We start from the raw sequence: 22,207 nt of genomic DNA on the forward strand, positions 1-22,207 counted from the left end.
GGAGCCGGAGCCGCCCGACAGACCTACGCCTGAGCGAGCTCCACCTGGATCTCGACCTCCACCGGCGCGTCCAGCGGCAGCACGGCCACGCCGACCGCGCTCCGGGCGTGCACGCCCTTGTCGCCCAGTACGGCACCCAGCAGCTCGCTCGCGCCGTTCAGCACACCCGGCTGCCCGGTGAAGTCCGACGCCGAGGCCACGAAGCCCACGACCTTGACGACACGCGCGATGCGGTCGAGGTCACCCACGACCGACTTCACCGCCGCGAGGGCGTTCAGCGCGCACGTACGGGCCAGTTCCTTGGCCTCCTCGGCCGTGACCTCGGCCCCCACCTTCCCGGTGACGGGCAGCTTCCCGTCCACCATCGGAAGCTGCCCGGCGGTGTACACGTACACACCCGACTGCACGGCGGGCTGGTACGCGGCCAGCGGCGGAACGACGTCCGGAAGGCTCAGTCCGAGTTCGGCGAGCTTCGCCTCGACGGCCCCGCTCACGCGGACTTCTCGCGCTTCAGGTAGGCCACGAGCTGCTCGGGGTTGTTGGGGCCGGGCACGACCTGGACGAGCTCCCAGCCGTCCTCGCCCCAGGTGTCCAGAATCTGCTTCGTGGCGTGGACGAGCAGCGGCACGGTGGCGTATTCCCATTTGGTCATGTGGCCGACTGTATCCGCTGCCGACCACAGCCTCCCGCCCTGCCACCCACCCGAGCCGACCGCCCCACCCACCCGCCGCCACGCCACCGACAGCACCGCTTGTCCACAGCCTCCTGCTTACTCCGGCGGCGGACTGGTTAGGCTCGAATACGTGAGCAGGCTCCAGGTCGTCAGCGGCAAGGGCGGTACCGGCAAGACCACGGTGGCCGCAGCCCTCGCGCTCGCCCTCGCGACCGAGGGCAAGCGCGCCCTCCTGGTCGAGGTCGAGGGCAGACAGGGCATCGCGCAGCTCTTCGAGACAGAAGCGCTGCCCTACGAGGAGCGGAAGATCGCCGTCGCTCCAGGGGGCGGGGAGGTGTACGCCCTCGCCATCGACCCCGAACTGGCTTTGCTGGACTACCTCCAGATGTTCTACAAACTGGGCGGAGCCGGCCGCGCCCTGAAAAAACTCGGCGCGATCGACTTCGCGACCACCATCGCGCCCGGGCTGCGGGACGTGCTCCTGACCGGCAAGGCCTGCGAGGCGGTGCGGCGCAAGGAGAAGAGCGGCCGCTTCACGTACGACTACGTGGTGATGGACGCGCCGCCCACCGGCCGCATCACCCGCTTCCTGAACGTCAACGACGAGGTCGCCGGCCTCGCCAAGATCGGCCCGATACACAATCAGGCCCAGGCCGTCATGCGCGTCCTCAAGTCTCCGGAGACGGCGGTCCACTTGGTGACGCTGCTGGAGGAGATGCCCGTACAGGAGACCGCGGACGGGATCGCGGAGCTGCGCGCCGCGAAACTTCCCGTGGGCCGGATCATCGTGAACATGGTGCGCCCGGCACTCCTCGACGGTGTCGACCTGGAGCTGGCGAAGGCCGCTTCGCGTTCGGCGATCGCCAAGTCGCTCTCCTCGGCCGGCCTCGGCGGCGCGCGCCGCGGCGGGCTCGCCGAGCGCCTGGTGGACCCGCTTCTCCAGCAGGCCGAGGAGTACGCCGAGCGGTACACGCTGGAGACCGAACAGCGGAGCGTGCTGGCCGAACTGGGCCTGCCGTCGCACGAACTCCCGCTGCTCGCCGAGGGCCTGGACCTGGCGGGCCTGTACGAACTGGCCGCACAGCTGCGTAAGCAAGGGATGTCATGAGTCTGGACCCCGCCCGCGTCCTCGATCTCGACCCGCTGCTCGACGACCCGGAAACCCGCATCGTGGTGTGCTGCGGGTCGGGCGGCGTCGGCAAGACGACCACGGCGGCGGCGCTCGGGCTGCGTGCCGCGGAGCGCGGCCGCAAGGTGGTGGTGCTCACCATCGACCCCGCGCGCAGGCTGGCGCAGTCCATGGGCATCGACTCCCTCGACAACACCCCGCGCCGGGTGAAGGGCGTCGAGGGGACCGGCGAGCTGCACGCCATGATGCTCGACATGAAGCGCACGTTCGACGAGATCGTCGAGGCGCACGCGGACGGCGACCGGGCGGCGGCCATCCTCAACAACCCCTTCTACCAGTCGCTTTCGGCGGGCTTCGCGGGCACGCAGGAATACATGGCGATGGAGAAGCTGGGCCAGTTGCGGGGGCGCGACGAGTGGGACCTGATCGTGGTCGACACTCCGCCGTCCCGCTCGGCACTGGACTTCCTGGACGCCCCGAAGCGGCTCGGTTCCTTCCTCGACGGGCGGCTGATCCGGCTGCTGACGGCTCCGGCGAAGCTGGGCGGCCGGGCCGGCATGAAGTTCCTGAACGTCGGGATGTCGATGATGACGGGCACCCTGGGCAAGCTGCTCGGGGGCCAGCTCCTCAAGGACGTGCAGACGTTCGTCGCGGCCATGGACACCACCTTCGGCGGTTTCCGCACCCGGGCCGACGCCACGTACAAGCTGCTCCAGGCGCCCGGCACCGCGTTCCTTGTGGTGGCGGCGCCCGAGCGGGACGCGCTGCGCGAGGCCGCGTACTTCGTGGAGCGGCTGGCCGCGGAGAAGATGCCGTTCGCCGGGCTGGTGCTCAACCGGGTGCACGGCAGCGGGGCCGCCCAGCTGTCCGCCGAGCGGGCGCTCGCCGCCGCGGAGGACCTCGATTCCGCCGACGCGGAAAATCCCGGAGCGGACGGTGCCGGGGGCCCTGGAACCACCGCCGCAGAAAATCTTGCCGACGCCCGCATTGTGGATCAGGCGGACGGGAAAGCTGGACTTCGTAACTCTCCCGGCACGTACGGCAGTTCAGAATCACCGGCTTCCGGGTCACCAGCTCCTGACGAAGGCTCCCCCGCCCCCACGGACAGGACGGCCGGCACGGACCACCCCACCGCTACGGACAGGACCGCCACCACGGACCCCGAGCGGTCCATCGACCAGCTCACCGCAGGCCTGCTGCGGCTCCACGCCGAGCGCATGCAGCTGCTCTCCCGCGAGCAGCGCACACGTGACCGCTTCGCCGCGCGCCACCCGGAGGTGCCGGTGGCCGAAGTGGCCGCGCTGCCCGGCGACGTACACGATCTCGCGGGGCTGCGGGACATCGGGAACCGGCTCGCGGCCCACCGGCCGGAGCTTCCCGAAAGCTGAGCGCGGAGGCGCCCGAAGGGCGCCCTCGCCCGGCCCCCGCGGCACCGAACGGGCCCGGGAGGGCCCGCAGGGGCGCTTGAGGGGCCCTGGGCGGCGTCCTGGCCGCCGACGGGGCGGGAAGGCCCCCTCAGCCCACCGCCGCGTAGCGCTCGTACACCTCTTCCTCGTCGAGGGGCAGCAGGCCCGCCCCGCGCTCGTACTCCGTGCGCGCGGTCTCGAGCAGGCGACGCCACGAGGTGACGGTCGGCCGCCGACGCAGCAACGCGCGGCGCTCGCGCTCGGTCATGCCACCCCATACGCCGAATTCGACGCGGTTGTCGAGCGCGTCGGCGAGGCACTCCGTGCGAACCGGACATCCGGTGCACACTGCCTTGGCCCTGTTCTGCGCTGCTCCTTGAACGAACAGTTCGTCCGGATCGGTAGTGCGGCAGGCCGCCTGCGCACTCCAGTCGGTTACCCAGCCCATACCGGCGCCGTCCTCTCCCGAATTCGAGGCTCCCCCACGGCGGCAGCGGCATATTCACCGCCGCCAGTTGAGGACGTTACGGAAGGTGGGCACAGCGCAACACCCCCTTCGGGCCCAATCTTGAATGGCCCGAACGGACTATGCGTAAGCGGCAGATCACCCGGGGGAGTGAGCCGAGGACATGCGCGACCATCCCGACAGACCGGGACGATTCGGTCTCGTCACAACGGACGTCATATGACACACGAGGCTGATTCGGACACCTGCTCCACAGGAACGCGGAACCTCCGGAACGATTCGGGGTCGCCGGACGTATTGATACGTGGCCGCACTGCTGTGACAGTTGAGAGCAGCTTAGGCCAAGGCATATACGCGTGTCCGGCGAATGAGAACGTAGGCTGCCCTCATGCCAAAGAAGCGCTCGGGTGGTGGTCTGTCCCCTACGCAGCAGGCCGCCAAGTTCCTCGGTGTCAGCGTGCTCGCGGGCGCCGTCATGGCCGGAATCGCGCTGCCCGCCGCGGGCGCGCTCGGTCTGGCGGTCAAGGGCTCGGCCCAGGGGTTCGATGACATTCCGGACAATCTGAAGAGTCCGTCGCTGAGTCAGCGGACGACGATCCTGGACAGCAAGGGCGGTCAGATCGCGACCGTCTACTCGCGCGACCGCACGGTGGTCGACCTCAAGGACATCTCGCCCTACATGCAGAAGGCGATCGTCGCGATCGAGGACTCGCGCTTCTACCAGCACGGCGCGATCGACCTGAAGGGCGTCCTGCGCGCGGTCAACCAGAACGCGCAGAACGGCGGCGTGGCCCAGGGCGCCTCCACCCTGACCCAGCAGCTGGTGAAGAACTACTTCGTGGAGGAGGCCGGCGACGACCCGACCAAGGTCGCCCAGGCCACCCAGCAGACCATCGGCCGCAAGATCCGCGAGCTCAAGTACGCGATCCAGCTGGAAGAGAAGCTGGGCAAGAAGAAGATCCTCGAGAACTACCTGAACATCACGTTCTTCGGGGAGCAGGCGTACGGCATCGAGGCCGCCTCCCAGCGGTACTTCTCCAAGCCCGCCAAGAAGCTGAACCTCCAGGAGGCGGCGCTGCTCGCGGGCATCGTCCAGTCGCCCAGCCGGTACGACCCGGTCAACGACGAGGAGGAGGCCCTCAAGCGCCGCAACACCGTGCTGCAGCGCATGGCCGAGGTGCACGACATCTCCCAGGAGCAGGCCGACGCCGCCAAGGCGACGAAGCTCGGGCTGCACGTCAGCCAGCCGAAGAACGGCTGCATCACGGCCATCAAGGGCGCCAGCTTCTTCTGCAAGTACGTGGAGAAGGTCTTCCTGAGCGATCCGGTCTTCGGCAAGACCAAGGAGGAGCGGGCGAAGGTCTGGAACCAGGGCGGCCTGACGATCCGTACCACGCTCGACCCGCAGTCCCAGGCGTCGATCCAGGCTTCGCTGAAGGATCACGTCTACAAGTCCGACAAGGTCGCCGCGGCGGCCACCCTGGTCGAGCCCGGCACGGGCAAGATCCTCGGGATGGGCCAGTCGAAGCCGTACGGCTACGGGAAGAACGAGACCGAGTACAACTACTCGGTCGACTACGCCATGGGCGGCTCGAACTACGGCTTCCCGACCGGTTCGACGTTCAAGCCGTTCGTGGCCGCGGCGGCGCTGGAGCAGGGCCGGCCGGCGACGCAGGAGTACTCCTCGCCGAACAAGATGCCGTACCCCAGCCCGGTGCAGACCTGCGGCAGCAAGCCGTGGACGAACCAGGCGAACGAGCAGGTCCCGAACGAGAGCGCGTCCGAGAAGGGCCCGTACCAGCTGAAGGAGGCGATGGCCAAGTCGGTCAACACCTACTTCGTGCAGATGATCTCCGACATCGGTCTGTGCCCGGTGATGAACCAGATCGACAAGCTCGGCGTGGTCCAGGGCAACGGCGACAAGCTGCCCGAGGTGCCCTCCATCGCCCTGGGCGCCAAGGGCATCTCGCCGCTCACCATGGCCACGGCCTACGCCGCCTTCGCCTCCCGCGGCATGTACTGCACCCCGATCGCCATCGAGTCGATCAGCCAGCAGGTCGGTGAGCGCGAGAAGTCCCTGGACGTGCCCAAGTCGACCTGCTCGCGGGCCATGTCCGAGACGACCGCGGACACCGTCAACAGCCTGCTGAGCGGCGTGATCGACTCCGGCACGGGCCAGCAGGCCGGTCTCGCCGACCGCGACAACGCCGGCAAGACGGGTACCACCGACTCGCGCAAGAACGCCTGGTTCGTCGGCTACACGCCGAACCTCTCCGGTGCCGTCTGGGTCGGCAGCGCCACCCAGCAGGTCCAGATGACGGGCATCCAGATCGGCGGCGTCTGGCACGACAAGGTGTACGGCGGTCAGGTCCCCGGCCCGATCTGGCGGGACCTGATGACGGGCGCGCTCGAGGGCAAGGACGCCCCGTCCTTCAACCTGGTCAACATTCCCGACCCGGTCAGGGACAAGGGCCAGGACGACGACAACCGCGGCCGCGGCCGTCACGGTGGCCGGGGGAACGACAACACCACCGGCAACACCATCTTCGGCCAGAGCAATGGCGGAGTGACGTTCCCGACGCCCTCCTTCTCCTTCCCGGACGGCTTCATCCAGGGCAACACCAACAGCGGCAACGGAAACGGCAACGGCGGCCAGCGCTGACCGTTCACCGGAAGCGCGTGAGCGCCCGAACGCCCCGTGGGCCAGGAGTCGATCCTGGCCCACGGGGCGTTCTGCGTAAGGGGTGTCGCGGGACGGGCGGACCACGGTGGGACGTACGTCCGCGAGGCGAACGCGTCATGGGGACGAGCCTCATGCGGCATCCGCCCGTGAGACCCGTGAGGCCGTGAAGCACTCACCCGCGCCGGTGTCACCGTCGGCCCGGGAACGAACGAGAACGTCAGCCCGCGAGCAACTGCTTCACGACGGCGGCGACACGGCCGCCCTCGGCCTGCCCGGCCACCTTGGGGTTCACGATCTTCATGACGGCACCCATCGCGCGCGGACCCTCGGCACCGGCCGCCTTGGCCTCCTCGACGGCCTGGGCGACGATCGCGCGAAGCTCGTCGTCGGACAGCTGCTTGGGCAGGTACACGGCGAGGATCTCGCCCTCCGCCCGCTCACGCTCGGCCGACTCGGAACGCCCGCCCTGCGTGAAGGCCTCGGCGGCCTCGCGGCGCTTCTTCGCCTCGCGGGCGATCACCTTCTGCACTTCGTCGTCGGAGAGTTCGCGCTTGGACTTGCCCGCGACCTCCTCATTGGTGATCGCGGAGAGGGTCAGCCGGAGCGTCGAGGAGCGGAGCTCGTCGCGCCCCTTGATCGCGGCGTTGAGGTCTTCCTGCAACTTCGACTTGAGCGTGGTCATGCCGCCAAGTGTCGCAGGTGCGGTGATGCGGACGCCTGTTGATTTCGCAGCGCGCCCGACGGTCACCCGGAAGCCGTCCGGGACCACCCCCCGCCCCCCTCCCCCGCGATCCCGGGCGGGGCTTCCGGGCTGTCCACAGGCGGGTGAGAGGGCTCGCCGGAGTCTGACACGATGGGCGCATGCGCGCGCGATACAAAGTACCCCTGGGAATCACGGCGGTGGGTGCCGCCGGTCTGCTGTACTCGGCGGGGTTCGAGGCCCGTTCCTTCCGCCTGCGGCGGGTGACCGTGCCGGTCCTGCCGCCGGGGATGCGGCCGCTGCGCGTCCTGCAGGTCTCGGACATCCACATGGTGAGCGGACAGCGCAAGAAGCAGCGCTGGCTGCGCTCCCTGGCCGGCCTGCGGCCCGACTTCGTGATCAACACCGGGGACAACCTCTCGGACCCGGAGGGCGTGCCCGAGGTACTGGACGCGCTCGGCCCCCTGATGGAGTTCCCGGGCGCCTACGTCTTCGGTTCGAACGACTACTACGGCCCCACGCTCCGCAACCCCGCCCGCTACTTGTTCGAGAAGGCGGCGGGCCGCCACGGGCTGAACGGCAACAAGCCGGTCGTGGGCGCCGTCCACAACCCGTGGGAGGACCTGCGCGACGGCTTCGACACCGCGGGCTGGCTGAACCTGACGAACACCCGGGGAACGCTGAAGATAGAGGGCACGGAGATCGAGCTGACCGGCCTCGACGACCCGCACATCAAGCGTGACCGCTACGCACGCGTGGCCGGCGGACCGTCCGAGTCCGCCGCCTTCTCGATGGGTGTGGTGCACGCCCCGTACCTGCGCAGCCTGGACGCCTTCACCGCCGACGGCTACCCCCTGATCCTGGCGGGCCACACCCACGGCGGCCAGATCTGCCTCCCCTTCTACGGCGCCTTCGTCACGAACTGCGACCTGGACACGGACCGCGTCAAGGGCCTCTCCAGACATACGGCGGAGGGCCGGACCTCGTACATGCACGTCTCGGCGGGCTGCGGCGCGAGCCGCTACACGCCGGTCCGCTTCGCCTGCCCGCCGGAGGCGTCACTGCTGACGCTGGTGGAACGGCAGTAGGGGTTCAGGGGCCCTGAGGGCGACACCCGGTCGGACAGCCGGAGGGCGGCGGCCGGGGCCCGCGCAACGGTCGGGGCCGTACGGCGACCGGGACCGTGCCATTGCCGGTGACGGTCATGTCCAGGGGCAGGCCCCGGCCGGGGGCAGATCATGACCGGGCGAGCCGAGAACGGGTGATCCCATCGGACCGGGCAGGCCCCTGACGGCGCGGGCCCGGCCGCCGCGAGCCGGAGACGCTGCGGAGTCCCGCCGACGCGAACCGTGACCGAACAGTGCCACCGGACGATGCCGCCGAACAGCCCTGTAACCCACCCGGCCGACCCATATCGCCCGAATGCCCCGATCCGCCTAGCGTGAGGGCATGATCACCCCCATGCCGAGGGACATACCCGATCTCCCCGCGATACCGGGCGTCATCCCGTCGACCCACTCCTTCGTCCCCGCGACGGCGGTGGTGGCTCCCTCCCGTCGCCCGGCCGCGGCGGTCTACCGCGTCCTGGTGGCCCTCGCGGCGGCGACGGGCGTGGCCATCGAAATGAAGCTGGGCGCCCCGACACGGGTACTGAGCTACTTCACGATCCAGACCAACCTGCTCGTCGCCGTGGTCTTCGCGGCGTCGGCCCGCCGGGCCTGGTCGGCGCGCAGACCCCTGCCCGGGGTGCTGACCGGCGGCACACTGATCTACGCCTCGATCACGGGCCTGGTTCATCACCTGATCCTGACGACCGAGTCGACCCCGTTCTCCATGGCCGGAGGCAACGACACGCTCTCCGGCTGGCACGCGGTCGCCGGTCAGCTCCTCCATACGGTCACGCCGATCGCCGTGGTGCTCGACTGGCTGCTGCTGACCCGCCCGACCCCCCTGGCCCTGCGCAACGCGGCGACGTGGCTGATCTACCCCCTCGCCTACCTGGCCTTCTGCCTCGCCCGCGGCGCGATGCCGACACCTGGCACCCCGGCGCGCCACCTCTACCCCTTCGTCGACGTGGACCGGCACGGCTACGGAGGCGTCCTCGGCAACACCGCCGTCCTGGGCGTCGCCTTCTACGCCCTGGGCCTCCTCGTCGTCGTCCTCGACCACGTACGCCCCGACCCGGTCCGACGCCGCGTCCGAGGCCCAGAAAACCGGATTTCGTCTCAGGCCAACGGTGGGCTAAAGTAAACGACGTCGCCGCGAGAGCAGCGACGATCGGGGTGTAGCGCAGCTTGGCAGCGCGCTTCGTTCGGGACGAAGAGGTCGTGGGTTCAAATCCCGCCACCCCGACAGCTGAGTAGCAGGCCAGAGGGCCCTTACCGGATCGGTAAGGGCCCTCTGGCTTTGCTGCGTGTCCAACTGCGTGACTATCGATTCCCGAGTTCCTACGGCCTTCGTCAGTCGGTGCCGAAGATGCCGTCCATGGCCACGGCACCGGTCTGGATCACGGGCCGGATCTGCTTCCGGTAGACCTCCTCCGTCACGGCCGTACCGGAGTGCCCGACGAGCCGGGAGATCTCCTCCAGCGGGACGCCGCGGTCGGAGAGCAGGGACACGAAGCTGTGCCGGAGCTCCCGGGGCGTCCACTCGTCGGCGTTGATCCCGTCGATGCCCTTGAGCGCCTGGCGGAAGGCGCGGCGGACGTCGGCGGCGTCGAGCGGCTTGCCGACGGCCGAGGAGAAGACGAGCCCGTGCTCCTCCCACTCCTCGTCGGCGGCGAGCCGGTCCCAGCCCTGATCTTCGAACTGCCGCCAGAGCGCTTCGACACAGCGCCCCGGCAGGGCGAGCGTGCGCCGGGACTTCCGGGTCTTGGTGTCCCCGCTCCGCCGGACCGAACGCCACACGGCGATGTGCGGAGGCTGCGCCGGTTCGAGGTCCGGCCGCCCCTTGAGGAAGACGTGGTCCCAGGTGAGGGCCCGCAGCTCCTCGGTCCGGGCCCCGGTCAGCAGGGCCACGACGATGTACGCGTACATCGAAGTCCCCTCGGCCCCCTTCAGAACCGCCTCGGCCTGAGCGAAGGTGAGCGTCTTGGACGGCCGCCCCGCCTGCCCCTGCGGCACCGAGCACAGCTCGACGACGTTCCGCTTCACCTTGTCCCGCGCCATGGCCCGCTTGACGGCGCGGTTCAGGCACGAGTGAAGCGACTGGAGCGTGCGGGTGCTGAGGGTCTTGGCCTTGGCGGAGAGCCAGCGGTCCACATCCTCCGCACTGAGGTCGCGGAGCTTACGGGCGCCGAGCGAGGGAATGACGTGCTTCTCGCTCAGGAGCGTCACCGTCTCGACCGTGCTGGGGTCGAGGCTCGCTGATCCCGCACCAGGCCACCGGCCGGACAGCGGACGCTGCCATGAGAGGGCGAGAACCACGCCCGCTCCACGGTGTGTGGGTCGACGGCGGACGGGATGGGAGCTGGGGTGTGTGGTGGGTGAGGGGAGCGGCTAACGGCCGGAGTGGTCGATCACGTTTCCGTTCGAGCAGTTGTTTACGTGGTCGCTGACGTAATTGCCCAGGACGGGCACCACGGCTACTTCCTGGAGGCAGACGGCTGCTGCTGTGAAGTTCCAGAGGTTCGCAGCGTTGACGCCTCCCCCGAAGTTACTGTCGTTGTCGGCGTGGGCAGGGGCGGCCATGGCCGTGGTGGCCATAGCGAGCGTGGCAGCAATGATGATCTTTCGCATGTCCGCTGCAACGATCACGACCGCTAGAAGGTACGACTCGTTATAGGCGCGTCCCCCACGCGCCCGAAGCAAAGAGGACCAATGGGGGAACAGCGGGAATCTACGGGTTGAGCAGAGATCGCCGGTCAACGTGCCTCTCCCGTGCCCGTTCGGTCGGGAAGCAGCAGGGAGCCGCGGTCGCTGGCGGACGACGCTCATGAGAGCGGCCCCTGACCGATTTACCTGGTCAAGAGCCGTTCCAACTCACGGGAAGATTACGGAGCCATGATCACTCGCCCCATGGCAACTCCCGCCCAAAGCCACTCCACCGACCTCGCGGTTTCCCGTTAGGGTGGCGGCGCCAGGATTTGAACCCGGGAAGGCGAAACCGGCAGGCTTACAGACTGTCCGTCGGCAGCAGTCAGCAACTCAGGGCGTTCTTGTGGAGTGCGACTGTCCTCGGGGAGGCATGGTCAGGGGGACCATAGGGCACATGCGCTCGGGCCGATCGCGAACGGTCGGCCCGAGCAGCCCTGCGTGAGTCGGGGCGTCGTGAGGGTACGGCGCCGGCCGGCCTTGTCGGTCAGCTACGGGGCGGGGATTTCCCTGATGAGGCGCGAGGTCCAGTCGCACCAGGCCAGGCCGGGCAGGAAGGCGCCGCCGGCTTCGTCGAGATAGTCCTCGACGTACGGGATGGTCGCGTCACAGACTTCGAAGGCCTGGTCGAAGAATTCCGTGTTGTCGGGGCTGTTGTGGTAGCTCCAGCGCGGGTTGTAGGGAGCCTGCCGCTTGACGATCCGCGTGAACACGTGGGGACGGTCGGTGGTCTGCCCGCTGACGAGTTCCCGGGCGTGCTCGATGTCCCCGGGCTTGGTCAGCTTGATGACGAATTCCTCCCGCGTGATGTCGGTCATCACAAAGTACGCGGAGCCCTCGGCGGCGGCGTGGCCGGGCTGCTTGCTGAGGGTGTTGGCCTGGGTGGGCTGTGCCGTGACGAAGGCCAGCACGCCGACGGCGGCCAGGCCGGCCGCCTTGGTGAGCATGCGTCGCATGGGGGTTCTCTCCTTGGTTACGGGCGTCGTGCACGTCACGACTAGTGACCAAGCGGATTGAATCAGTAACATTGAGTAATCATGCCGAGGGCGCGCTCGGTGTCGCCGCATATGCCGATGGCCTCATGCTGCCGCTGCTTCTTTGCGGCATCGCCACCGTCCTCGGCTACGCCCTGACTGTGCGGCACTGGCACACGGTCAGGGAGTTGCCGGGACAGCCGCCACCCGCATGCGGCGCCTCCAAGCTGGCGCTGTACAGCAGCGGAGTACAGCAACTGATATGACCGCAGCCGACCGCCACCAGCGCTTGGCGACCGGTTCACCAGTCCGGCTGACCTCATCAACCTTCGTGCCCATAGTTCGCATCGAGGGGGTCCCGTGGGCGATCGGGGCTCGGCGTGGCAGGGTGCGCGCATGTCTGTCGACGTCGCCTATCCCATCTTCCGCACCAACGATCCCGCGTCAGCGCTCCGAGTGGCACGCCAACTACTCACGGTGGGTATTCAGCAGTACTCGCGGGTACATGTGGACGCCGAACTCCGCACCGTCGAGGACGTACTCCACGCCAGGAAGGCGCTGCCCGACGCCTGGTTCAGGAGGGAAGACCTTGAGGACTGGGTCCGCGATTCAGACGACACAACGGGGCTGCACCACACAATCCAGGCGCCCCAGCTCTCCACCGATCCCGCTCTCTGGTCGGCGCATCTTCCTCTCTGGGCATCGGTGAAGGATCAGCCGGTGGGAAGTATTGAGGACAGGTTCACGGCCGTGGCAGCCGGGCACGTGGCGGAGATCCTCTGGGACTTTCTGGAATGGCCGGAGGTTCCGGAAGCCGGCCTGTACGCGGACTTCAAACATGCCGAGGTATCCGTGCTGTTCAACGCCGCCACACGTGAACTGGACGAGCGCATCGATGGGCACACTGTCCTCGTGCACGTCCGCCGCAGAAACGGCGACGGATACGAGGAACGCCACGCGTCCTGGCTCGCCGAGCAGATTGGTCAGACCGTCATCGGTCCGCCACTCCATTGCTGAGCTACATGCCCAGACACGGTATGCAGCAGAGCTCCAGAAGCGTCCGAGGTGGCCCAACTCGACTGGCTCTGACATCACCAGTTGACATCAACGTCGTCAGACGACCACAGATCCGCGCGTCCAAAGCTGGATGCTGTTTCACTCGGCCAGCACGGGCCCAAGCAGCCCACGTGCTCCATGAATCGAACTCCTAAAGCGGTGCTCCATATCTGGCGGGTGAGATCATCCGTGTATGGCAGACGCGCGGCTACCCCCGGGATGGTCCCTTCAACAGATCCGCGACGTATCCGGGGACAAAGAGGCTGTCGCCCTGGGGCCAAACCGGGCGGTGAAATGGGTAGGGCGCCCCGGAGCCCCCGACGAGGCGCTGCACCCGGAGATCGTTCTCGGATTCCACGACCTGTGCCTTGTGAAGCCTGTCCATGACGACGACTGGTACATGGGCAGCCTGTACGACGACGGCAGTGTCATCTGTTGGGCAGCCTGCAACAATCTGTACGAGGCATTGCGCGGTCTGTAGAGGCATGCGGGCCTGTCCCTGTACTCACGAGACTTCCTGAGGCGGCGGTACAGCAGCGAAGTACAGCAACCACAGAAACCGTCCCATCCTGTAGCACCTCCCTGTGCCCGAAGTGCGGCCTGTATGACCGCCGCTGACCGCTCTCTCTAGAGCTACGGATCAGAAGGGTGCAGCGCTCTGAGCCCGCTCTAGGCCGCGTGAGGCTCCGCCTCCCTCAGCGCCGCCACCGTCATGTGGGCTCGCCATCGGCACCAGACACGACACCGAAGGGCCCCGCCGTTAACGGCGGGGCCCTTCGACTATCCGTTTTCCCGTGACGTGGTGGGTCAGGGGTTCAGGGTGCCTTCCTTCACCGAGGACAGACCGTCAGTGACGGCGAAGGCGGAGATCCACATGAAGACTTCGATGGTGAGGAAGAGAGCCAGCAAACTCCACAGCAGAATGCGTGCCCAGCGGGGGAGGCGGAAGGCAATGCGGCCGGGGCCGTCGGGGGTGACCCGGTGGCGCCACAGCCACACGAGGATGCCGGCCCGGAGGACCACCGAGATGCAGGACTCGGCGACGTGGACTGGATGTCCAAGGCCGAAGGCCTGGTCGATGACGCGCAGAAGCAGGTTCGGCAGGATGAACCAAGCGACGAAGATCGACTTGCGTGCGGTGGACCACCAGGCCGACATGGCCAAGGCGACGAGCCCGGCAACCGTGACGACGAGGATCGGGAAGTTCAGTACGTCGGAGTGCGGCGCCGCGGTCAACAAGCCCATCGCTGAGCCGACCGCAAGCAGCGCCAGAACGGTGCGCGGATTGCCGCGCCGCTGGTCGGGGTCGTCGTATTCGGCGTCTTCGCGCACCGCGGTGGCCGCGATGTCCTGGGGGTCGCCGAGTTCGGCGAGGATCTGGTCGAGTTCACCGGGGCGTTCGGCCAGGGCGACGTCGACGTGCTCCGAGAGATCGGCCAGCAGCTCTTTGCGTCGGCCGGCGGGCAGCGCGGAGGCGGCGCGGTCGACGGCAGCCAGGTAGCGGCGTATCTCGGGGTGGGTGGTGGTCTTCACGGTGCTCTCCGGTCGGCGTGCTGGTCGGGGGTGATGAGGCGGTCGACCGCCTGGGTGAACTCCGCCCACACGACGGCGAAGTCAGCGAGCGCCGTGCGGCCCTTGTCCGTCAGGGCGTAGTAGCGCCGCGGCGGTCCGCTGGGCGACTCGCTCCAGTCGGTCGTCACCAGTTCCTCGCGTCGCAACCGGGTCAGCAGCGGATACACCGTGCCCTGGCTTGTCGCCAGCGCCCCGGTGTTTGCCAGCTCTCCCAGAAGCTCCGTGCCGTAGCGCGGGCCGTCGCGCAAGAGCGACAGCACGCAGTACTCGAGGACCCCCTTGCGGAGCTGGCTCAATGTTTTGCCAGGTTCCATGCAATGCATACTAGGTGGCAGTGCCATGCATTACAAGGCGCCCCTGACCAGCAGATTCCCTGCACTCATGCATGCGGATCGGCGCTTCGGCCTCAGCGGCATCCGACTTCTCCAGGCCACCAGTCACCCGCACGACACCTGCGGCCACCAGCCCACCCGGGGCCCCTTCATCCACTAAATTCGAATGCATGAGCGATATCGAATGCCGGGAGCACCGTGCGCCTGTACCGGCCGATGCGGTGGAGGCGCGGCCGTGGCGGGAGGGTGACGGCCCGAGGCCAGTGACGTGGTCGTGGAGGCCGACGGATCCACCCGCCCTATGGGTGCGGGTGCGAGGGGCTTGCGCGTGGGCGCGGGTGTCAGCTCGGCTGGACTGGCCGAACGGGCGACGGTCGTATCAGGTGCTCATCGATGCGGCCGGCTCGACGGCGCTGTCGCACCGTACGTACGACTGGCCTCAGAGCGGCCTGCGAGTGGCCCAGCGGAGTGCGGCCGAGCCGTCGAGAGAGGCGGGGCTGGGCGGGGGGCTGCCGACGCCTCCGAAGCGACACGTCAGGTCGGCGTGCAAGCCGGCAGGAGCTCCGCGGTAAAGCGAAGGTGTCAGCAAGCCCGTCCCCGCCGCCCGTCTCAGTTTCCGTCTCGTTCAGCCCCGTTCACGACCGTTCGGCCAAGACTCGAAGCCGTTCCCGTGCCAGCGGTCAGCCGTCCATGAACGCAGCTGAATGGCACCGAACGGCGCCCACCACCCCATGAGCGCACTGGTGACCGCGGGTGCGGGGATGTAGCCCTACTGCGGGCACCTCCACGCACCCCTTCAGATGTGGGAAGTGAGGCCGGTGACGGGGTCGTGAGAGATCAGCGTCGGCATCCCCGGGTCGTACCGGACGATCTCACCGGTCAGCAGAGCCCGTCGTTGACTCGCAGTCGCGATCTCGACCAGGAATCGCAGCACGGCGGCCACCCCCGCCCCGTCGAGGACGTCCTCGGGCCAGAGCGAGAACTCGATCTCCTCCTCGAAACAAGGCAGGGCGAAGAACCACACGGCGCCGAAACGGGCCCGGAAAGAGAAAGCCGTTGCCTCGCCCTCGGGGTCATCTGCCCAGAGGCGGAAGAGGTCGGTGAAGGCGGGATGAGCCGGATCGAGCTGCGGGTAGGGGTGCTCGACCTCGGTCTCGTCAGCCACAGCACGTAGGCGATCGAGGACAGCGATCCACTCGCCGCGGGTCGTGTCGAGGACCCGAATGTCCCTCAGGCTGCCGTCGGGATGGAAGACATCGCACATCCACGACTCGGGCAGGCACCGCGCGCGGGTACCGTGCTCACCGTCGCAGACATCCTCGTGCGGCAACTCGGCCCGGCCTCTCGCGTCCGTCTCTCCCATGGAACCAAGGTGAGAGGTCACCACGGCATGAACGGACCCACCCAACCAGGTAAGGGGTGGGTGATCTCGCGCTCCACGTCCTACGACATCACAAGATCCCCCGTCAGAGCCAGCAATTCCGCTCCCCCGGGCTTCATGTGGACGGTCACGTAATTCCTCATGGGCCATGGTCACGTAATTCCCCAGGTTCTCGGGCCTTGCGTCCGTATCCTGTGACTCCGATGCCTCCCTTCGGCCGGCACTCGGGTTCGTCGGCGCCGAGGAGGGATGAGACCACTGTGACCGGTCTTGAGGCCACTCGCGCCGCGTTGCGCGAGCTGGAGGGACGGCCGTTCACGGCCATCGGCCGGGCCGCGACGCTCGTCTGGCTCACGTTCGGTGATGACGTGCCATGGGTGGACCACCGTGGCGAGCACACAGTCCACCCGGAGATGTCGCTGCACTTGCAGTGCCGCTGGCGGCTGCTCAACGGCGTCTCCACGGTGGTCCAGGAGGGCGATCTCCATGCTCCGGGCGCGCGGGCCGGAGCGAGATTCGAGGCCGGGGGCGAGATCGGGACGAGCCGGTTCGACGACCGCGTGAAAACCGTCATGCAGCTCGTCGCAGCAGATGCTCCCGTCGTCGACCACGTGCGCATCGGCGACGAGTTCGACCTTCAGCTGATGCTCTCGTCCGGCATGTCCTTGGAGGTGTTCCCGGCAGGGCGCCCGGAACGGGAAGACTGGCGGTTCCTCAGCCCGGGCGAAGGGCGTCCGCACTATGTGGTGGAGAACGGCTCGGTGTTCACGGTGTGAGCTCTCAGTAAGGCATCGAGTGCGCGCACCGGTGACCGCGGGTGCATGGCGGCCCGTGCGGCCAACGACTCCTCCCGCTGCTCGGTCAGTTCATCCATGAGCCGATTCCTCATCCGTGCGGTGATGTGCGAGTAGCGCGCCTGTACCGAACCGTCCTCGTGCCCGAGGCCGAGGCCGAGGCCGAGGCCGAGGACAGAGGATGGCAAATGATCTGGCTTGCTCTGCGCGGGCCAAGACGTAGGGCGGGCCGCACCCACGCGGCCCGCCCTGATCCTGCTCCAGCGGGAGATCGTCAGTGCCTCCCTGCCCACAGATACGCCTGGCCGGCACCCGCTGGAGGCCGGCCAGGCCGACGTCATCCGAGCGGGACAGGCCCTGCAACCCGGGTGCCGGCGTCCAGATGAGCTGCGATCCGCGTGATCGTCCTGGCGTTGTCTTCGAACAGATGCGCCTGCATGCCCGCCGCCTGGGCCGCCTCGACGTTTACGGCGAGATCGTCGATGAAGAGGCAGCTCTCCGGCCGCACCTCCAGGCTGGCGCATGCGGCCTCGAAGGCACGCGGGTCCGGCTTCTCGATGCCGATCTCGTGCGAGTAGACGATTTGCTCGACCAGTTCGTCGAAGTGGTACAACGCCGTCTCCCGCTCCCGGGCACCGACGAAGCTGTTGCTCAGGATGCCCAGCCTGCAGCTTCCCCGCAGCCCTCGCACATAAGCGATGAGTTCCTCGTTGGGCGTCCCCAGATACTCCGCCCAAAGATCCGCCATGAAGGCTTCCACCTGGGCCGCGTCGAGCTCCAGGCGTGCTGCCACCTGCTCGTGAACCTCTCGTTCGCTGATGCTCCCGACGCTCCCGGCCTGCCACACGTCGCGCATCCGCTCGTGCACAGTGCCCGGCGGCAGCACCAGCCGCTCTTCCCACCGCTGCACGCATCCCGTTTCCGGCGTGATCTCCAGCACGCCACCGATATCAAGAATGACGCAGGTCGCCGTCACTCGAGCTCCCCCTCTTCGTCCGGCCGGCTGACGAGCGCACACCGCCCGCTCATGTGATCCATGGAGACACTGTTGTCCTTCCTGTTGGGGCAAGGTCAAGCGATCTTGGAGCCTTGTGGCAGCCCTGTTGCGAGCCGCGACACGACTCGGCTGCATCAGCAGGTGCCTTCAAAACTCATGACGATCCGCGGAGTCCTCGGCCGGGCGACGACGTCAGAACTCGTCAACAAACGCTGTCGCAAGAAGTGAACGAAGCCACCATGGCCTTCATCGTAGAAACGAGCAGAGGCTGCGCTCCTGGCCCGGAGTGGGCCAGAGCACGTCTCTTTGGCCCGTGAGCGAACCGTTCCGGGTTCGGTAGGGACTCCAGAAGGCCGAAGCGGTACAGCACGGAAGTACCGCAACCTCAGCGACCGAGGCTGCACCTCAAGTGCCGTCCAGAGCTGACTGAGCAGCCTGAGAACCGTCGGTGACCTTCCTGTCGAGAGTTCGGGACGAAGAGGTCGTGGGTTCACATCCCGCCACCCCGACACAGGTCAGAGGCCCGTTCGCTTGACAGCGAACGGGCCTCTGACGTGCGTACGGCAGTGGAGTACGGCAACCGCCGTGACTCCTGCCGGCCGTCCTCGGCCGACGGTTCCTCCACCCGCTCCCGCACCCGTCCGGAGCGGCATGTCCGCAGATGAAAACCCCGACAACTGGTCATGAGCATGCTGTTAGGATCCGCTCACGCGTGTGGGGGGAGCGGCTGGGGGGCCGGGGGAGAACCAGGGCGTTGTCATACGTCCCCGCCATGCCTTCTTGTCGTCCTCAGGAGGAACCGTGGCACGATTCGGCCGTCGCCGACACGGAAACAGACCCGGACCGTCCCTCGAGTCGCACCCGGTACGGGGCGGCACTCCGGCGGCCCGTACCGCGGCCGTCCTGGCGACGGCGCTGGCTCTCAGCATCCCGCTCGCCTCCGTACCGTTCACGGCGGCGGCCGCACCGCAGCCGGGCGCGGCCGGAGAGCTCGTACTGCCCGCCGCCCCGCGCGCCGTCCCCAGAGCCACGCAGATCCTCAACGCGGGTACCAGCGGGTTCCTCTGGGCCCAGGAGGGCGACGACCGCCTCCTGTGGACGGACTACGCGACCGGCACCACGACCGCACTGGAGCAGGGGCTGGACGTCCCGGTCCAGTACGACATCGACAGCGGCCGCTTCCTCGCGCACGCCTCGTTCCAGACCGGTTACTACGGGAAGGGGTCCGACACCGTCGCCCTCTACTCCGAGGAGGACGCACAGGTCACCCTCCTCCGGGGCGCGGGCACCTCGCAGCACACCGCTGTGGTGCCCGTGCCCGAGTACCACACCTACCAGGGCACCTTCGGCGACACCGTCCTCACCAGCAGCGGCACCGGCGGCAACGGAAACCCGAACGCCTACCAGTTGTGGCGCGTCCAGGACGGAGGAGAGGTCACGCAGACACCCGTGACCGGACTGCCGGACGGTGCGGGAAACGTGTTCGTCGAGGACGGCGACGCCCGGTCCGTCATCCTCCGCTACGACACCGGTGACAACGAGTCGGGCTGGAGCCACTGGGGCATCGTGGACCTCTCCACCGGCGTGTTCAGCACGCTGCCCGACCGGGTCGACCCCGAGAACGGCTGGGAGGTGACCGGTTTCCGGCTGGGCGCCGACTCGGTCCTGCGGCTGCGCAGCGGGCGCAGCAAGGCGGACGTGTACGACCGTGACGACCTGTCCGCCGCGCCCCTCACCTTCGACACGGGTTCCCTGACCTACCAGGCCTCGTACGGGATCGTCGGCGACAAGCTGCTCGGCGTCGAACCGGTGTCGCCCGGCGACGACAAGTACCGGGGCCAGCCGCTGTGGGCCCTCACCTCGGACGGTACGGACACCGACCTGACGAAGGTCATGGACCCGGCCGCCCAGCAGCTCGTCCAGGCTCCGGACGGGTCCGTCCTCGTGGCGGGCGCCGATCGGTACGTCGAGCAGGGTGACCTCGACTGGGGTGTGTACCGGATCGGCCGAGCGGCCGACGGCTCGGTCACCCGCAGCCGCCTGACCGCCGTACAGCCGATGCCCGCGCAGATCAACGGTCTCTCGCTCGGCAGCGGCGTCCTCACCACCGCCGACAACAGCACGCTGTACGAGCCGAACACGATCCTCGGCGCCTATCGCAGCACCTGGCTCACCACGAGCGGCGCCCCGGGCGTCGTCAGGACCAGTGTGGACGGGCTGGTCAGCGGTTCGGACGGCGACTGCACCGGCGGTGCCACCCGCTGCATCCCGATGTTCGCCGACGGCACCGGCCGCCACGGCCGGCGCGACTCCACCGAGTCCGGTCTCACCATGCTGCGCGCCAACGGCGCCACCGGCTGGGGCCCGACCCTCGACACGGGCGACGACAGCCCTGAGCTCAAGGGACTCTCCGGGCGGTACGCGATCGTCGACGGCGCCTCTTCGGGCGACCAGTACATCGGCGAGTTCACCGACGGCTCGGCCGGAAAGGTCCTGCAGAAGCGCGACCGGGTCGCCGCGGCCGTCTGGGGTGACACCCTGTGGAGCGGCGCCGCCACGGGAGGCAAGGTCACGGCCACCCGGCTCCCGTCCGGCACCGCGGTGGAGTCCTTCACCACCCGCAACGGCTGCACTCCCTCCAGCCTTCAGGCCGTGGGCCGCTGGGTGTACTGGACCTGCGTGGACGACTGGGGCTCCGTCAAGGGGTCGGGCGTCTACGACCGTACGGCGAAGCGCACCGCGACCGCCCCGGCGGGCAGGGTCCTGCTCGGTGACGGTTACCTCGTCGAGCGTGTCGGCGGCATCGAGTCGGACAGCGGGCTGAAGCTCGTCGACCTGCACGGCGGACTGCCGTCGAGCGGCGACCACACGCAGCTGCCGAGCCGCAAGCTCGCCGACTGGACGGACCTCGGCCGGAACAACGTGGGCGTCGGCACGACCTGGACCGTGGACAGGTTCGGCGGTGGCGTCGCCTACGCCGACCGCGAGCAGCGCGTCCACCTCGTACCGACCGGCGTTCCGGCGTCCGCGCTGTCGGCCATCGACTCCACGGTCACCGCCGGTGCCGCGAGCTGGTCCGGCACCTGGTGGCTGTCGAAGCCCGCGGCCTCCTGGAAGGTGGTCATCCGCCGGAAGGCGTCCGGCTCCACCGTGCGCACCGTGTCCGGGTCCGCCGTCGGCGGCCTCCTGAAAGCCGCCTGGGACGGCAAGGACTCCGCGGGCCGTCTCGTCGCCAACGGCGCCTACACCTGGGCACTCACCGCTCAGCCCGCCGACGGGCAGGGGGGCGCCCTCGTCCTCTCCGGGACCGTCGCGGTGACGGCCGGAGCGGCGGCACCGCGCGACTACGCGGGCAAGGACGGCGTCGGTGACCTTCTCACCCTCAACTCCTCCGGCACCCTCACCATCCAGCGCGGCACCGGCACGGGCACGCTGGGCAGCAAGGTCTCCGGAGCCGGCTGGCCGACCACCGCGAAGGTCGTGCCCTTCGGCGACCTCGGCGGAGACCGCTGCAACGACGTCCTGGTCCGGCTGAGCAGCGGCGCCCTGCGCGCCTACCGTCCGGCCTGCGGATCGGCACCGACGCCCTCGACGCCGTACACCTCGCTCGGTACGTCCGGCTGGAACCAGTACGACGTGCTGACCTCGCCGGGAGACGTCAGCGGCGACGGACGTCCCGACCTGATCGCGCGCGACGCGTCCACCGGCGCGGTGTACCTGTACAAGGGGACGAGCGCGGGGACGCTGTCGGCACGGGTGAAGCTGTACGGCGACTGGAGGACGTACAAGAAGGTCGTCGGGGCCGGTGACCTGAACGGGGACGGCGTCGGCGACCTTCTCGCCCAGGACAGGTCGAACAACCTGTACCGGTACTACGGCAAGGGCAACGGCACCTTCGGGGCCGGTGCGAAGGTGTTCTCCGGCTGGGGTTCTTCCTACAACGCGGTCGTGGGAGTCGGAGACATCACCGGCGACGGCAAGGCGGACCTGGTCTCGCGCGACACCGGCGGCAGCCTGTACCGCAACAACGGCGACGGCAAGGGGTCGTTCGGCGGGCGCACGAAGATCGCGACAGGCTGGCAGGGGTACAAGGCCGTCGTCTGACGAGCGTCGACTCCTCGGCGCCCGCTGCGAGGCACCGGGCGCCGAGGAGTCCGCTCGTGGGCCAGATCCCGTGGGAACCATGGGGAGCGGCAGGTGATCGCCCGGGTGCGGCCAGGGCTCCCGACACC

At 68.6% G+C, this 22,207-nt stretch carries 20 protein-coding genes, 1 tRNA gene and 1 pseudogene; 11 read left to right on the forward strand and 11 right to left on the reverse strand.

Features of this window, described 5'->3' with window-relative positions; translation table 11 throughout:
* Nucleotides 1-23: 23 nt before the first annotated feature.
* Nucleotides 24-494, reverse strand: a complete 471-nt coding sequence (locus CW362_RS16705; RefSeq protein WP_103550268.1) for a RidA family protein — start codon at nucleotides 492-494, stop codon at nucleotides 24-26.
* On the reverse strand, nucleotides 491-652 hold the full coding sequence (locus CW362_RS16710; RefSeq protein WP_075033571.1) for a Sp36 family protein: 162 nt from the start codon (nucleotides 650-652) through the stop codon (nucleotides 491-493). Before CW362_RS16710 ends, CW362_RS16705 begins: the two co-directional genes overlap by 4 nt.
* 151 nt (nucleotides 653-803) lie before the next feature.
* Between CW362_RS16710 and bagA the strand changes: the two genes are divergently transcribed.
* Both bagA and bagB read left to right on the forward strand, forming a co-directional pair.
* Nucleotides 804-1,781: an ATPase BagA gene (gene bagA / locus CW362_RS16715; RefSeq protein ID WP_103550269.1), complete on the forward strand. Its 978-nt coding sequence runs from the start codon at nucleotides 804-806 to the stop codon at nucleotides 1,779-1,781.
* Nucleotides 1,778-3,190: an ATPase BagB gene (gene bagB, locus CW362_RS16720; RefSeq protein WP_103550270.1), complete on the forward strand. Its 1,413-nt coding sequence runs from the start codon at nucleotides 1,778-1,780 to the stop codon at nucleotides 3,188-3,190. Before bagA ends, bagB begins: the two co-directional genes overlap by 4 nt.
* A 127-nt stretch (nucleotides 3,191-3,317) precedes the next feature.
* On the opposite strand, the gene wblA is transcribed toward bagB, so the two are convergent.
* Nucleotides 3,318-3,656, reverse strand: coding sequence for a transcriptional regulator WblA (wblA, locus tag CW362_RS16725; protein ID WP_028799159.1), 339 nt, complete (start codon nucleotides 3,654-3,656; stop codon nucleotides 3,318-3,320).
* 406 nt (nucleotides 3,657-4,062) lie between these two features.
* On the opposite strand from wblA, the gene CW362_RS16735 reads away from it, so the two are divergent.
* A complete protein-coding gene (locus tag CW362_RS16735) occupies nucleotides 4,063-6,336 on the forward strand; it encodes a transglycosylase domain-containing protein (RefSeq protein WP_103550271.1) in 2,274 nt (757 codons plus the stop codon).
* A gap of 238 nt (nucleotides 6,337-6,574) precedes the next feature.
* Here CW362_RS16735 and CW362_RS16740 read toward each other — a convergent pair whose 3' ends face one another.
* Nucleotides 6,575-7,039 carry a GatB/YqeY domain-containing protein gene (locus CW362_RS16740; protein WP_103550272.1) on the reverse strand — a complete coding sequence of 155 codons (465 nt, stop codon included), beginning with the start codon at nucleotides 7,037-7,039 and terminating at the stop codon, nucleotides 6,575-6,577.
* A gap of 179 nt (nucleotides 7,040-7,218) precedes the next feature.
* Between CW362_RS16740 and CW362_RS16745 the strand changes: the two genes are divergently transcribed.
* The 3 genes from CW362_RS16745 (at nucleotide 7,219) to CW362_RS16755 (ending at nucleotide 9,409) form a co-directional block, all read left to right on the forward strand.
* On the forward strand, nucleotides 7,219-8,145 hold the full coding sequence (locus CW362_RS16745; protein WP_103550273.1) for a metallophosphoesterase: 927 nt from the start codon (nucleotides 7,219-7,221) through the stop codon (nucleotides 8,143-8,145).
* 361 nt (nucleotides 8,146-8,506) lie between these two features.
* Nucleotides 8,507-9,307, forward strand: a complete 801-nt coding sequence (locus tag CW362_RS16750; protein ID WP_103550274.1) for a Pr6Pr family membrane protein — start codon at nucleotides 8,507-8,509, stop codon at nucleotides 9,305-9,307.
* 28 nt (nucleotides 9,308-9,335) lie between these two features.
* Nucleotides 9,336-9,409: transfer RNA gene (locus CW362_RS16755), tRNA-Pro, on the forward strand.
* A gap of 107 nt (nucleotides 9,410-9,516) precedes the next feature.
* Here CW362_RS16755 and CW362_RS16760 read toward each other — a convergent pair.
* The 3 genes and pseudogenes from CW362_RS16760 to CW362_RS16770 form a co-directional block, all read right to left on the reverse strand.
* A pseudogene (locus CW362_RS16760) lies at nucleotides 9,517-10,428 on the reverse strand (site-specific integrase); the annotation flags it as partial.
* 126 nt (nucleotides 10,429-10,554) lie between these two features.
* The gene (locus tag CW362_RS16765) at nucleotides 10,555-10,794 is read right to left on the reverse strand and encodes a hypothetical protein (RefSeq protein WP_103550303.1); all 240 of its coding nucleotides are present in this window, start codon (nucleotides 10,792-10,794) and stop codon (nucleotides 10,555-10,557) included.
* A gap of 566 nt (nucleotides 10,795-11,360) precedes the next feature.
* The gene (locus CW362_RS16770; RefSeq protein ID WP_103550275.1) at nucleotides 11,361-11,825 is read right to left on the reverse strand and encodes a BP74-related protein; all 465 of its coding nucleotides are present in this window, start codon (nucleotides 11,823-11,825) and stop codon (nucleotides 11,361-11,363) included.
* A 44-nt stretch (nucleotides 11,826-11,869) separates the two neighbouring features.
* Between CW362_RS16770 and CW362_RS43315 the strand changes: the two genes are divergently transcribed.
* From CW362_RS43315 to CW362_RS16780, 3 genes are all read left to right on the forward strand, one after another.
* The gene (locus CW362_RS43315; RefSeq protein ID WP_162684103.1) at nucleotides 11,870-12,109 is read left to right on the forward strand and encodes a hypothetical protein; all 240 of its coding nucleotides are present in this window, start codon (nucleotides 11,870-11,872) and stop codon (nucleotides 12,107-12,109) included.
* A 130-nt stretch (nucleotides 12,110-12,239) separates the two neighbouring features.
* A complete protein-coding gene (locus CW362_RS16775; protein ID WP_103550276.1) occupies nucleotides 12,240-12,860 on the forward strand; it encodes a hypothetical protein in 621 nt (206 codons plus the stop codon).
* A gap of 328 nt (nucleotides 12,861-13,188) precedes the next feature.
* Nucleotides 13,189-13,380: a hypothetical protein gene (locus CW362_RS16780; RefSeq protein WP_240657826.1), complete on the forward strand. Its 192-nt coding sequence runs from the start codon at nucleotides 13,189-13,191 to the stop codon at nucleotides 13,378-13,380.
* 326 nt (nucleotides 13,381-13,706) lie between these two features.
* Here CW362_RS16780 and CW362_RS16785 read toward each other — a convergent pair whose 3' ends face one another.
* The 3 genes from CW362_RS16785 to CW362_RS16795 form a co-directional block, all read right to left on the reverse strand.
* Nucleotides 13,707-14,432, reverse strand: coding sequence for a DUF1700 domain-containing protein (locus CW362_RS16785; RefSeq protein ID WP_103550277.1), 726 nt, complete (start codon nucleotides 14,430-14,432; stop codon nucleotides 13,707-13,709).
* Complete coding sequence (locus CW362_RS16790; protein WP_240657827.1) at nucleotides 14,429-14,785, reverse strand: PadR family transcriptional regulator; 357 nt, start codon at nucleotides 14,783-14,785, stop codon at nucleotides 14,429-14,431. Before CW362_RS16790 ends, CW362_RS16785 begins: the two co-directional genes overlap by 4 nt.
* Nucleotides 14,786-15,599: 814 nt before the next feature.
* Nucleotides 15,600-16,166 (reverse strand): hypothetical protein, encoded by a 567-nt coding sequence (locus CW362_RS16795; protein WP_103550279.1) that lies wholly within the window; start codon nucleotides 16,164-16,166, stop codon nucleotides 15,600-15,602.
* Between the two features lie 278 nt (nucleotides 16,167-16,444).
* Between CW362_RS16795 and CW362_RS16800 the strand changes: the two genes are divergently transcribed.
* Complete coding sequence (locus CW362_RS16800; RefSeq protein ID WP_103550280.1) at nucleotides 16,445-16,960, forward strand: hypothetical protein; 516 nt, start codon at nucleotides 16,445-16,447, stop codon at nucleotides 16,958-16,960.
* Nucleotides 16,961-17,315: 355 nt separating this feature from the next.
* Here the strand turns inward: CW362_RS16800 and CW362_RS16805 are convergent, their stop codons facing one another.
* On the reverse strand, nucleotides 17,316-17,954 hold the full coding sequence (locus CW362_RS16805; RefSeq protein WP_103550281.1) for an HAD family hydrolase: 639 nt from the start codon (nucleotides 17,952-17,954) through the stop codon (nucleotides 17,316-17,318).
* Between the two features lie 822 nt (nucleotides 17,955-18,776).
* On the opposite strand from CW362_RS16805, the gene CW362_RS16810 reads away from it, so the two are divergent.
* Complete coding sequence (locus tag CW362_RS16810; RefSeq protein WP_103550282.1) at nucleotides 18,777-22,079, forward strand: FG-GAP-like repeat-containing protein; 3,303 nt, start codon at nucleotides 18,777-18,779, stop codon at nucleotides 22,077-22,079.
* The last annotated feature ends 128 nt before the right edge of the window (nucleotides 22,080-22,207 follow it).

The sequence above is a fragment of the Streptomyces populi genome, from assembly GCF_002911015.1.
GTDB lineage: Bacteria > Actinomycetota > Actinomycetes > Streptomycetales > Streptomycetaceae > Streptomyces > Streptomyces populi.

Excerpts from the sequence above, each read along its gene's own strand:
- CW362_RS16775 (WP_103550276.1), top strand. The coding sequence starts at position 12,240 with ATGTCTGTCGACGTCGCCTATCCCATCTTCCGCACCAACGATCCCGCG.
- wblA (WP_028799159.1), bottom strand. The coding sequence starts at position 3,656 with ATGGGCTGGGTAACCGACTGGAGTGCGCAGGCGGCCTGCCGCACTACC.
- CW362_RS16790 (WP_240657827.1), bottom strand. The coding sequence starts at position 14,785 with ATGGAACCTGGCAAAACATTGAGCCAGCTCCGCAAGGGGGTCCTCGAG.
- bagB (WP_103550270.1), top strand. The coding sequence starts at position 1,778 with ATGAGTCTGGACCCCGCCCGCGTCCTCGATCTCGACCCGCTGCTCGAC.
- CW362_RS16770 (WP_103550275.1), bottom strand. The coding sequence starts at position 11,825 with ATGCGACGCATGCTCACCAAGGCGGCCGGCCTGGCCGCCGTCGGCGTG.
- CW362_RS16745 (WP_103550273.1), top strand. The coding sequence starts at position 7,219 with ATGCGCGCGCGATACAAAGTACCCCTGGGAATCACGGCGGTGGGTGCC.
- CW362_RS16750 (WP_103550274.1), top strand. The coding sequence starts at position 8,507 with ATGATCACCCCCATGCCGAGGGACATACCCGATCTCCCCGCGATACCG.
- CW362_RS16740 (WP_103550272.1), bottom strand. The coding sequence starts at position 7,039 with ATGACCACGCTCAAGTCGAAGTTGCAGGAAGACCTCAACGCCGCGATC.
- CW362_RS16710 (WP_075033571.1), bottom strand. The coding sequence starts at position 652 with ATGACCAAATGGGAATACGCCACCGTGCCGCTGCTCGTCCACGCCACG.
- CW362_RS16765 (WP_103550303.1), bottom strand. The coding sequence starts at position 10,794 with ATGCGAAAGATCATCATTGCTGCCACGCTCGCTATGGCCACCACGGCC.
- CW362_RS16795 (WP_103550279.1), bottom strand. The coding sequence starts at position 16,166 with ATGGGAGAGACGGACGCGAGAGGCCGGGCCGAGTTGCCGCACGAGGAT.
- CW362_RS16735 (WP_103550271.1), top strand. The coding sequence starts at position 4,063 with ATGCCAAAGAAGCGCTCGGGTGGTGGTCTGTCCCCTACGCAGCAGGCC.